Annotated in this window: 6 protein-coding genes; 2 read left to right on the forward strand and 4 right to left on the reverse strand. The window is 70.9% G+C overall.

The window, feature by feature from the left end:
- The first annotated feature begins 69 nt into the window (after nt 1–69).
- A complete protein-coding gene (locus BGM09_RS30800; protein WP_188285139.1) occupies nt 70–1062 on the forward strand; it encodes a LacI family DNA-binding transcriptional regulator in 993 nt (330 codons plus the stop codon).
- A 166-nt stretch (nt 1063–1228) separates the two neighbouring features.
- A complete protein-coding gene (locus BGM09_RS30805) occupies nt 1229–2992 on the forward strand; it encodes a glycoside hydrolase family 35 protein (protein WP_188285009.1) in 1764 nt (587 codons plus the stop codon).
- A 91-nt stretch (nt 2993–3083) separates the two neighbouring features.
- Here BGM09_RS30805 and BGM09_RS30810 read toward each other — a convergent pair whose 3' ends face one another.
- The 4 genes from BGM09_RS30810 to BGM09_RS30825 all read right to left on the reverse strand — a co-directional run bounded on the left by BGM09_RS30810 (nt 3084) and on the right by BGM09_RS30825 (nt 11516).
- A complete protein-coding gene (locus tag BGM09_RS30810; RefSeq protein ID WP_223187841.1) occupies nt 3084–7229 on the reverse strand; it encodes a beta-galactosidase in 4146 nt (1381 codons plus the stop codon).
- Nucleotides 7230–7559: 330 nt separating this feature from the next.
- A complete protein-coding gene (locus tag BGM09_RS30815) occupies nt 7560–8576 on the reverse strand; it encodes an ABC transporter permease (protein ID WP_188285010.1) in 1017 nt (338 codons plus the stop codon).
- A gap of 61 nt (nt 8577–8637) precedes the next feature.
- Nucleotides 8638–10365, reverse strand: coding sequence for a sugar ABC transporter ATP-binding protein (locus BGM09_RS30820; RefSeq protein WP_188285011.1), 1728 nt, complete (start codon nt 10363–10365; stop codon nt 8638–8640).
- Complete coding sequence (locus BGM09_RS30825) at nt 10365–11516, reverse strand: substrate-binding domain-containing protein (protein ID WP_188285012.1); 1152 nt, start codon at nt 11514–11516, stop codon at nt 10365–10367. Before BGM09_RS30825 ends, BGM09_RS30820 begins: the two co-directional genes overlap by 1 nt.
- Between the last annotated feature and the right edge of the window lie 149 nt (nt 11517–11665).

Raw genomic sequence — 11665 nt, forward strand, 5'->3', positions numbered from 1 at the left:
ACGGGCGGCACGCGGGCCGCGGGCACCGGACGGGCCGCGGGCGGGGCGCGGCGTCGGCGCGGGGCCTCGATGGCGGATGTCGCCAAGTTGGCGGGCGTCTCCGCGCAGACCGTCTCACGGGTGTCGAACGGCTTCCCCGGCGTCGTGGAGTCGACGCGGGATCACGTCCTCGCGGCGATGAAGGAGTTGGGCTACCGGCCCAACAGCGCCGCCCGCGCGCTCAAGCGCGGCGAGTTCCGTACCCTCGGCGTGATCATGTTCAACCTCTCCACCACCGGCAACATGCGGACGCTGGAGGCGGTCGCGGTCTCGGCCGCGCACGAGGGGTACGCGACGACGCTGCTGCCGGTGACCGTGCCGACTCAGGACGGGGTGCGCGGCGCCTTCACCCGCCTCGGCGAACTGGCTGTGGACGGCATCGTGATCGTCATGGAGGTCCATCTGCTGGATTCCGCGACGGTGTCGCTGCCGCCGCACGCGCAGGTGGTGGTGGTCGACTCCAACGCCGGGGACCGCTACTGCGTGGTCGACACCGACCAGGCGGGCGGCGCGCGGGCGGCCGTACAGCACCTGCTCGGCCTGGGGCACGAGACGGTCTGGCACCTGGCAGGGCCCGAGGAGTCCTTCGCGGCGGAGCGGCGGGTGGACTCCTGGCGCGCGGTGCTCGGCGAGGCCGGGCGGCCGGTGCCGCCGCTGCTGCGCGGCGACTGGTCGGCGGAGTCCGGCTACCGTGCCGGGCTGCGGATCGCGGCCGACCCGTCGTGCACGGCGGTCTTCGTCGCCAACGACCAGATGGTGCTTGGCCTGCTCCGGGCCCTGCGGGAGCGGGGCCGGGACGTGCCGGGCGACATCAGTGTGGTCGGCTTCGACGACATCCCGGACGCGGCGTCCTTCGTCCCTCCGCTGACCACCGTTCACCAGGACTTCGGCGAGGTCGGGCGGCGCTGTGTGGACAGCGTGCTGCGCCAGATCCGCAACAACGAGCCGGAGCGCGGCACCACCCTGGTGCCCACCCGCCTCATCGTCCGGCAGAGCACCGCGCCACCGCCCGCCCGTTCCTGAGGCCGGGTCCGCGCCTCCTTTCCTTCCTGTTTCCTCACTGCCCCTACGACGCCGGGCCCGCTCCCGGCCCCCTGTCGGCGATGGCAACGCAACCATTCCCCGCGTGGGCTCACGCCCCCTCAACTCCCTCTGCACCGAACCAACTCCATTGGAGGAGCCGGAACTCATGCCCGAACTCCGTGTCGACCGGGAGGGGTTCCGCCTGGACGGCGAGCCGTTCCGCATCATCTCCGGCGGCCTGCACTACTTCCGGGTCCACCCCGGACAGTGGCGGGACCGGCTGCGCAAGGCCCGGCTGCTGGGCCTGAACACCGTGGACACGTACGTGCCGTGGAATCTGCACCAGCCGACGCGGGACCGCTTCGTGATGGACGGCGGCCTCGACCTGCCCGCGTTCCTCGAACTCGCCGCCGAGGAAGGGCTGCACGTCCTGCTGCGGCCGGGCCCGTACATCTGCGCCGAGTGGGAGGGCGGCGGCCTGCCGTCCTGGCTGCTCGCGGAGCCCGACATCCGCATGCGCACGGGTGACCCCCGTTATCTGGCGGCGGTCGACGCCTTCTTCGGCCACCTGCTGCCGCGCATGGTCCCGTTCCTGGCCACGCGCGGCGGCCCGGTGATCGCCGTCCAGGTCGAGAACGAGTACGGCGCGTACGGCGCGGACGGAGCGGACCCCTCGCACCTGGGCCACCTCGTCGACGCCCTGCGCCACCACGGCGTGGACGTACCGCTGTTCACCTGTGACCAGCCCGGCGACCTGGCCCGCGGCAGCGTCCCCGGCATCCTCAGCACCGTCAACTTCGGCAGCCGGGCCGCCGAGGGCCTGGCCGCGCTGCGCGCGCACCAGCCCGAAGGCCCTTTGATGTGCACGGAGTTCTGGAACGGCTGGTTCGACCGCTGGGGCGGCCTCCATGTCGTCCGCGACGCCGCCACGGCCGCCGCCGAACTCGACACCCTGCTGACGGCGGGCGCCAGCGTCAACCTCTACATGTTCCACGGCGGCACCAACTTCGGCTTCACCAACGGCGCCAACGACAAGCACACCTACCGGCCGACCGTCACCTCCTACGACTACGACGCGCCGCTGGACGAGGCGGGCGACCCCACGCCGAAGTACGCGGCCTTCCGCGAGGTGATCGCCCGTCATGCCCCGGTGCCCGACGAGCCGGTCCCCGCGCCGTCGAAGAAGCTCAATCTGCTGGGCGTCCCTCTCCCCTCCAGCGCGCCGCTGCTGACGTCCCGGTCCGGCGCTTCGTCCGGCGGTCCGGTGCGGGCCGAACGGCCGCTGACCATGGAGGAGTTGGGCCAGGACTTCGGCTTCGTCCTGTACCAGACGCCGCTGGCGAAGGCGGGCCCGGTGCTGCTGCACACCGAGTCGGTACGCGACCGCGCGCAGGTCTTCCTCGACGGGCGGCCGGTCGGCGTGCTGGAGCGGGAGAGCCATGAGCGGGCGCTGGCCTTCACCGTCCCCGAGGGCGGCGCGACGCTGTCCCTGCTGGTCGAGAACCAGGGCCGGGTCAACTACGGCCAGGGCATCCACGACCGCAAGGGCCTCACCGGTCCTGTCACCCTCGACGGCGCGGAACCGGCCGTCTGGATCCACCACCGGCTCCCGCTGGACGACCTCGGCGGCCTGCTGTTCGCGCCCACCACCGAGCCCGCCGTCGGCCCGGCCTTCCACCGCGGGACCTTCGACGTCGAGGAGCCCGCCGACACCTATCTCGACCTGACCGGCTGGACCAAGGGCAACGCCTGGATCAACGGCTTCGCGCTCGGCCGGTACTGGTCGCGCGGCCCGCAGAAGCGCCTGTACGTGCCGGGGCCGGTCCTGCGCGCGGGCTCCAACGAGATCGTGGTCCTGGAACTCCACGCCACCGCCCGGCCCGTCGTGGATCTGCGCGACACCCCGGACCTCGGCCCGCTGGAGGAGTAGCCGGTCGGCCGGAAGCTCCCCAACGACGAGCCCGCGCACCGCGGTTCACGGTGGCGCGGGCTCGCCGTATCTCAGGTGGCGGTCAGCGGGTTCAGCCCGCCGTACAGGTCAGGGTCGGATTGGCCCAGTCCCCGTGGTCGTTGCCGTTGCCGTCGCCTCCGTCGCCGACGCCCAGGTCGATGACCTGGCCGCCGGTGACCGGCACGTCGATCGTGACCGGGGCCGAACTGCCCCTGAGGACCGGTGTGGTGGTGAGCACCTTGCCGTCGAGGGTCACGGAGAAGGTGACCGAGCCCGGATCGCCGTTGTCGACACCGACCAGGGCGGTGAACCTGGTGCACCGGCCGTCGAGGTAGATCTGCACGTCGCTGGGCGAGTTGGTGCCCAGGCCCTTGGCGTAGGTGACGCCGCCCAGCTTCAGCGGGGTGCCGTCGTTCGGCGCGGTGCCACCGACGCTCTGGTCGCGTTCCACCGGTCCCCAGCCGTTGGTCGCGGACAGGAACTCCAGATCGCTGACCTGGTTGTCCCCGGCCGGCGGCGGCGCGGGCACCGACCCGACGATCCGCACGTCACGCGCGGTCGTGATGGACCAGCCCTGCGTCAGACGGGCCTTGACCGTCAGGGAGTTGACCTTGGCGGGGCTCTGCGGCGCGGTGACCTTCCAGGTGAAGGCGGCCGAGGAGCCCCCGCGTATCCGGTCGACGGCGGCGGGCGCCGACCGCGGGCTCACGGTCCACCCCGACGGTACGTCGAGTGCCGCCGTGACCTTGGTGGCGGTCGGCCTGCCCTTGGGCACACTGACCGTCGCGGTCGCGGTGAACGTCGCGCCGCCGCCCACCGAGCCGGGGACCTGGAGGGAGACCGCGGAGGCGGGGGCGGCGGGCATGGCGTAACGCGCCTTGTTGTAGCGGAAGCTCTGGTTCTGGGCGACGGTCAGCGAGGAGGCGTAGCTGCCGTAGTTCGTCAGCGCGACCTTGCCGAGTCCGCCGGTCGTGCCGTCGAGATTCCACACGGCGAGGCTGACGGTGTTCCTGCCGTGCGGGTCGATGACGCCGTTGGGTATCGGGAAACTGTGCTGCGGGCCCACGTAGTTGACGTAGTTGCCCATGTTCCAGCCGTTGACGTAGATCTCGACGCGGTACTTGCGGGACGGGTCGTCGGTGAAGGTGAGGCCGAGCGAGGTGTCTTGGCCCTTGGGGAGGTTGAGGTTGACGTCGGTGCTGTACCAGGAGACGCCCGGCGTGGTGTCGGTGGTCGGCAGGGTGACCGGCGTCCAGCCGTCGGTGCTGTGGCCGGGCAGCGGGTATCCGGCGCGCTCGCCGTACAGGCCACCGGAGTTGAGCGGGCCGCGCACGGTGTCGACGGGGGTCTCGCCGCCGCGTACGCCCTGGAGCCGCCAGGTGATCGTGTCCAGCGGCGCGCCGGCCAGTGAGGCGCCGGTCAGGCCGCGGGCGGCCTTGCTGCCGTTGGGCGGGTTGTAGTCCTCCTCGTGGCCCATGTTGACGGTGAGCACCGAGACGACGTTGTCGCCGGTCGTCTTGAGCAGTCCGGCCGGGAAGGCGTACGTCTTCTGGCCGTCGGCGGTCGCGCTGCCGAGGAAGGTGCCGTTGAGCCAGACCGAGGAGGCCGCCGCGCCGCCGCCGCTCTGCGCGGACAGCGTGATGCCGGTCTCCTTGCCCGTGGCGGTGAACCGGCCCCGGTACCAGGTGCTTCCGGTGTGGAAGCCGTAGTCGTCGGCGAACAGCACCGGCAGGGTGCCGGGCGTGGTGCGGCTGTTCGAGGTGGTCTTGTCGGCCACCTTCCAGGTCGAGTCGTCGAAGCCGGGGGCCGACTCGGGCGACTCCTGGACGTGCTTCCAGCCGGTCAGCGCGGGCAGGCTGACGGCCGCCGCGGTCGGTACGGTGCCGGTGCGGCTGCCGGTGGCCGTGGTGGCGGTACGGACGCTCTTGCCGTTCCACGTCACGGAGTTGGCGGTGCTGAAGACCTCGATCGCGCCGTCGGTGGCGACGTCGCCGGTCAGGGCGAGCGTCGAGCCGTTCGAGACCGCGCCGCGCAGCAGGTGGGTGCCGCGCACCAGCACGGGTCCTGCGGCGGTGTCCTGCCGCCAGAAGGTCTTGGCGGTGTCGGTGTCGGCGAGGAGCAGGAGCAGCGGGTGCGCGCCGCCGGTGATCTGCACGCGGGTCAGGCCGGTGTGGGCGTAGTTGAGCCGCAGGTCGCCGGTGGCCGGGTCCCAGGTGGAGGTGACGGCGCCGCCGGTGGCGGTGACCTTGGGCTGCGTCGCGTAGTGCAGGACGGTCTCGCCGTCGGAGCCGTGGTCGCCGTAGAGCACCGCGACATCACGGCCGCCGATGGTGGCGTTCGTCATGATCTCCGAAGTGCTGTACTGGAGTTGGTTCCCGCCGAGGCTGTAGTCCGCGACGATGATCTTGCTCTGGCGGCCGTTGAGGGTGAGCGCCGTGCCGGGCTGCTGCGGGACGGTGTAGACGGGGGCGGTGGAGCCCTGGCCGTTGTCGACGTCGATCGCGTCGATGGTGACGAACTGCCCCGTAGAGGCGGTGTTCTTGGTGCCGGTGGTCACGATCTTCAGGGTGTGCGCCCCGGCGGCGAGCCCGGTCGCCCGGTAGGCCACGTACTGGTTCTGCTTGGTCGCGGCGTAGAGGTCGACGGTCTTGACCTTGGCGCCGTCGAGGTAGACGTCCGCGATGCCGTGGTTGCCGTCGAGGTTGCTGATCCACTTCACGCCGGTGCCGGTGAAACCGACCGAGACGCTGTCGCCCGCGGTGTCGGAGAACGACTCGGTGTGCTGGTAGTCGCCGCCGGTGTAGTTCTGTTCCGCGCCGACGTGCGACCAGGCGCCGGTGTACTTCAGCGCCGGGTCGACGTCGTCGTACGTGTAGCCGGGGTGCGCGCCGAGGTCGATCGTCACGTGTCCGCTGTCGGTGGTCGTCGCGGTGGAGTCGGAGTGCCGCAGCACATGGAACTGGGTGCCGGTGTCGGGGTTGCGGCGCGCGGTGTCGACGATCTTCGCGTTGTCGGTGGGCACGGCGGGCAGCGCGTCGGTCTTGGTGAGCGGCGCGAGGGCCTGGGTGAAGTAGCCGATCAGCTTGTCCTGGTCGTACTTCGGGTCGAGCTGCCGGTTCTCGCGGATCGCGGCGCCGTAGTCGTACGACGTGTAGTTCTGCGGCTCGCCCAGCCAGCCCCAGTTGGTGCCGCCGTAGAGCATGTAGAAGCTCTGCGAGGTGGCGCCGACGGCGATGTTCTGCTTGTAGAACACGTCCGCGAACTGGTCGTTGATGAGCTGCGCGCACTTGTCGTAGCCGGGGCCGCCCCACGGGTCGAAGGCGCCGCCCTGGAACTCGGCGGTGGCCAGCGGCTTGCCCGGGACGTGGTCGTAGCTGATGTCGGGGACGCCGTTCCACCGGGTGGGGTTGGAGCAGTTGAAGCCCTGCGGGTAGGAGTCGGCCGCGTCGACGGCGAGTTCGGCGTCACCGGAGTTGAAGGTGCCGTTGTTGTTGCCGACCAGCGGCACCTTGATGCCGTCCGCGGTGGCCTTGTCCTCCAGGTGCTTCATGTAGGTGCGGCCCGCCGCGCTGCCGTTGTAGTACTCGTTCTCGACCTGGTACTCGATCACCGAGCCCTTGCCGTCGGTGAGTTGGTGCCGGGCGATGATCCGGTCGATCTGCGTCTGCCACTCGTCGCTGTACTTCAGATACGCCGGGTCGCTGGTGCGGGTGTCCCCCGCCTTGGCGGAGAGCCAGCCGGGGAAACCGCCGCCGTCCACCTCGGCGTTGATGTACGGGCCGGGGCGGGCGATCACGTAGATGCCGAGGTCGTCGGCCATGTCGAGGAGCTTGTCCACGTCGCGGACGCCGGTGAAGTCGTAGACGCCGGGCGCGGGCGAGTGGTAGCCCCAGTCGAAGTAGAGGGAGACGGCGTTGAATCCGGCCGCCTTCATCTTCTGGAGCACGTCCAGCCACAGGTCCTGGCTCGGCAGCCGGTAGTAGTGGAACTCGCCGCCCCACAGGTAGGTGCGCTTTCCGTCGATCATGAACGAATAGCCGTCGTAGGTGACCGAGTGGGTGGCGTGCGGGGCGCCCGCGGGCGCCGTGTCCGGCGCCCGCCCCGGCGGTTCGGCCGCGGCCCCCACGCCGACGCCGAGACCGACCATGAGCGCGGCGGTGACCCCCAGGGCCAGACAGCGCCGCAGCACCCATCGGTACGTGCGATGAACAGCCATTCCTACCTCCACGTCACGTGCGGGAGTGGTCGCGAGCTTCAGCGGTCGCTCATGAACAGCCAGGAAAGAGCAAATTCCCTGTTGATATATGTGCGAACGAGTCGCATAGCGACGGGAAGTGTCGCAGTCTCCGGTGGGTAACGCAACCATTCGAGCCGAAACGATTCAGCCGGATCCGAAGGAGACCGGGCGCCACGCGGCGCGGCCCCCGGACGGGCGCGCGTCCGGGGGCGGAACAGTCCTTGATCGGCGGGGCTGACAGCGGCCGGTCAACCGGTCGGTCAGCGGTCGGTCGGTCAGCAGTCGTTCAGCGGCCGGGCGACCGCAGGGTCAGCCGCGGCGGGCCACGCTTCTCGCGCGCAGCCGGTCGGCGGTGATGGCCAGCCCGAGCACACAACCCAGCACGATATTGGTGTAGTTGGAGTTGATCTGAAGCGTCGTCAGGCCGTTGTTGATCAGTTCGAGCAGGATCGTGCCCGCCACGATGCCGACGATCCGGCCCTGTCCGCCGACCAGGCTCACCCCGCCGATGACGGCCGCGGCGATCGCCGACAGCTCCCACCCGACCCCGACGCCGCTGGCCGAGCCCACGCCCATCCGGCCGAGCACGAAGATCCCGGCGAAGCCGGACAGCAGCGAACTGGTCACGTACATCGACACGATCCGCCGGCTGCCGCGGATGCCCGCCAGCCGGGCCGCCTCGGGATTGCCGCCGACCGCGTACACCTGGCGGCCGGTGTAGGTGCGTTCCAGGAAGAACCACGCCGCCACGGCCACGACCGCGAAGACGATCAGCGGGAGGGGGATCTGCGCCACGTACGTCTGTCCCAGGTCGCCGAAGGCGCCGTCGATGCCGGTGATGGAGGTGCCGGAGGTGATGGCCAGCGTGACGCCCTGCGCGACCGTGTAGGTGACCAGGGTGACGACGAAGGGCGGCATCTTCAGCCGGGTGACGGCGAGTCCGTGGACGAGGCCGACCGTGCCGGTGATCGCCAGCGTGAGCAGGATCGCGAGCGGCGCGGGCAGTCCCGCGCGGACGTTGAACCAGGACATCAGGATGACGCTGGTGCCCAGCAGCGCGCCCACCGACAGGTCGATGCCGCCGGTCAGGATGACCAGGGACTCACCGATCGCGATCAGCCCGTACTGGGACAGGTCGAAGCCCATGCCCTGGAGGTTGACGGCGCTGGCGAACGTCGACTTGTCCAGCGCGAGCGCGACGAAGACCACGACGCAGGCCGCGATCACGCCGACCTCGGGCGTCTCGGCCAGGCGGCGGACCAGCGACGGACGGCTGCCGCTCGCGGCGTCCCCGGTGGCCTCGATCGGTGCGGTGCTGGTGGTCATGGCCTCGCCTTCCCGTGAGTGCCGACGCCGACGGCGGTCATCGGCAGGGGCCTGTTGTCGTTCATGCGCGTGCCTTCCCCTGGCGGTCGGCGACGGCGCCGGGCCGCGGCCCGAGCGTCCCGGACTGCTTTCCGGCCTCGCCCCGCGTACCGGGCGCCCCGTCACGCGTACCGGGCGCCCCGTCACGCGTACCGGGCGCCCCGTCACGCGCGCCGGGCGCGCCGTTCCGCGTACCGGCCGCGGCGGTCATGATCGCCTCCTTGCCGAACCGGTCGCGGGGGAGGTCGGCGACCACCCGGCCGTGCGCCATCACCACGATCCGGTGGCAGATCCACAGCAGTTCCTCCAGCTCGGAGGAGGCCACCAGCACCGCGAGGCCGTCCTGCGCCGCGGTGTCGATGAGGTTGTAGATCTCGGCCTTGGCCCCGACGTCCACGCCGCGGGTCGGCTCGTCCAGGAGCAGCAGCCGGGGCTCGGTCGCCAGCCACCGCCCGAACACCGCCTTCTGCTGGTTGCCGCCCGACAGGTCCGAGATGAGCTGTTCCTGGCTGCGCAGCCGTACCCCGAGATCCTTGACGATCCGGGCCGCGTGCGCCTTGTCCGCCTTCGGCCGCAGGACACCGCGCGCGCTGATCCGGCGCAGCGTGGCCAGCGTGACGTTCCAGCGCACCGAGTGCGTCGGGAGCAGCGACTGGACCTTGCGGTCCTCGGGCACCAGCCCGATCCCCGCCTCCACCGCGTCGGCGGGGTGGCGGGGACGGAAGTCGGCGCCGTCGAAGACGACCGTGCCGCCGGTACGCGGCTGCGCGCCCATCAGCGTGTGCAGCAGGCGGCTGCGCCCCGAGCCCATGAGCCCGGCCACGCCGACGATCTCCCCCGCCTTCACGTCCAGGTCGACGGGTCCGAGGCCGTCCGCGGTCAGCCCGCGTACCGACAGGGTCGTCGTGCGCTCGACGGAGGACGGCGGGGCCAGGTCGGCGCGGGCCAGCTCACTGCCGACCATCTCCCGGATCATCCGCTCCTCGCTCGCCTCCGCCGGGGCCAGATCGGCCACCATCCGGCCGCTGCGCAGCACGATCACCCGGTCCGCGACGGCCTGGACCTCGTCCAGGCGGTGGCCGATGAACAGCACCGCCCCGCCGGCCGCCGCGTGCGTACGGGCCAGGCCGAGGACGCGCTCGGCCTCGACCGGGCCGAGCGAGGAGGTGGGTTCGTCCAGGATCAGCACCAGCGGATGGTGGCCCCACGCCTTCGCGATCTCGATCATCTGCCGTACGGGGACCGGGAATCGCTCCACCGGCCGGTCCACGTCCACACCGCTGACGCCGACTTCGGCGAGCAGTGCGCGCGCCTCCGCCCTCGTACCGGCGCGGTCGTAGACGACCCGGCCCAGCGGGCGGGACGCCGCCCGCGCGGGACGGCGGCCCAGCAGCAGATTCTCCGCCACGCTCAACTGCCCGACGAGCGGGAACTCCTGGGCCACCAGGGCGACGCCCAACTCCCTGGAGTGGTCGGGCCGTCCGGCGTGGAGCGGCGTACCGGCGATCTCGATGCTGCCGGTGGTGGGGGTGACGGTGCCGGACAGCACGCCCATCAAGGTGGACTTGCCGGCGCCGTTCTCCCCCACCACCGCGACGATCTGTCCACGGGCCAGGTCCAGGCTCGGGATGTCGAGCACCTTCACCGGCCCGTACGACTTGCTCACCGACCGCAGCCGGACGGCGACATCGGGGGCCGGGGCCGGGGCCGAGGACCGCGAAGCCTCGTACGGGGCCGGACCCGAAGCCATCAGCCGATGCCCAGGTCGGTCAGCTTGGTCTGGTACGCGGCCAGGTTCGCCTGGGTGACCAGGCCGACGCCCGAACTGAGCGTGGTGCCGTCCGACTCCAGATACGGCTTGACGATCTGGAGGGTGGCGTCCTTGCCGAGCACCTTGAACGCGGCCAGCAGATAGGCGCCGGTGTAGCCCTGCTGGTAGGGCTGTTGGAGGACGGTGGCCTGGATGACACCGGACTTGATGAACTTCAGCGTCTGCGGGTCGCTGTCGTCCGAGATGATCTTGACCCGGCCCGACTTCCCAGCGGCCTGCACCGCCTGCCCTGCTGACGGCCCGTCATAGGAGTAGACGCCGTACAGACCGTTGATGTTGGGGTTGGTCTGGATCGCGGTCTGCGCGTTGGTGAGCGCCTTCGCCGCGTCCATGCCGTCGCTGAGCTTCTGCGCGACCTTGATGTCGGAGCCCTTGAGCGCGTCCTCGAAGCCCTGGATCCGCTCCACCGCGTTCGACGTCGTCAGCGAGCCGACGAGGACGACGACCTGGCCCTTGCCGCCGAGCGCCTGCTTCATGGCCTCACCGGCCTTCTGGCCCGCCTGGTAGTTGGGCGTGCCCAGATACAGGTCGGCGCCGTCCTCCGGCGGCAGCGGGGAGTCGATCGCCAGCACCGGAATCCCGGCGCTCTTCGCGGACGCGATCGGCGCCTTGATCGCCGTCGGGTCGATCGCCGACACGCTCAAGCCGGTGATGCCCTGGCCGCGCAGGGTCTGGATGAGGGAGAGCTGCTGGTCCAGACGGCCGTTGGCGGGCGCCTGGTAGACGCCCTTCACACCGAGGTCGGCCAGGCCCTTGGTGAAGCCCGACTTGCCCGCGTTCCAGTAGTCGACCGCCACGTTGACCACCATGGCCTCGTGCAGTTTCGACAGGTCCTTCCCGGCCAGCGCGGCCTTCAGCGCCGCGTCCAGCTTCGCGAGATTCGCGTCGTTGAACGCGATGTCGCCCTTGATCGTCACCGCCGCGGGGCTCCCACTGCTCGACGCGTCCGCCGCGGACGAGTCACCGGCACCGCTCTTACTGCACGCCGTCGCGGACAGGGCCACCACCAGCGTCACCGCTGCGGCTCCCCATCGTCCGTGCCGGGCAAGGGCCTTTCGGGCGTCGCGCATGGCTGCATCCTGTTCGGGCAGTGGCCTCTCAGCCAGTTTTTGTGAGCGCTAACAGACGATGAGGAACAGAATCACGCAGAGCGGGACATCTGCTCTCTCCTCGCGGTAACTCGCCAATCTCCAACGGCGCCAACGGGTGTTCCGGCTGC

This window comes from Streptomyces sp. CBMA29 (genome assembly GCF_014596445.1).
GTDB lineage: Bacteria > Actinomycetota > Actinomycetes > Streptomycetales > Streptomycetaceae > Actinacidiphila.

What these genes read in the sequence shown, in the direction of transcription:
- BGM09_RS30800 (WP_188285139.1), top strand. Translation starts at nt 70, where the DNA reads ATGGCGGATGTCGCCAAGTTGGCGGGCGTCTCCGCGCAGACCGTCTCA.
- BGM09_RS30805 (WP_188285009.1), top strand. Translation starts at nt 1,229, where the DNA reads ATGCCCGAACTCCGTGTCGACCGGGAGGGGTTCCGCCTGGACGGCGAG.
- BGM09_RS30810 (WP_223187841.1), bottom strand. Translation starts at nt 7,229, where the DNA reads ATGGCTGTTCATCGCACGTACCGATGGGTGCTGCGGCGCTGTCTGGCC.
- BGM09_RS30815 (WP_188285010.1), bottom strand. Translation starts at nt 8,576, where the DNA reads ATGACCACCAGCACCGCACCGATCGAGGCCACCGGGGACGCCGCGAGC.
- BGM09_RS30820 (WP_188285011.1), bottom strand. Translation starts at nt 10,365, where the DNA reads ATGGCTTCGGGTCCGGCCCCGTACGAGGCTTCGCGGTCCTCGGCCCCG.
- BGM09_RS30825 (WP_188285012.1), bottom strand. Translation starts at nt 11,516, where the DNA reads ATGCGCGACGCCCGAAAGGCCCTTGCCCGGCACGGACGATGGGGAGCC.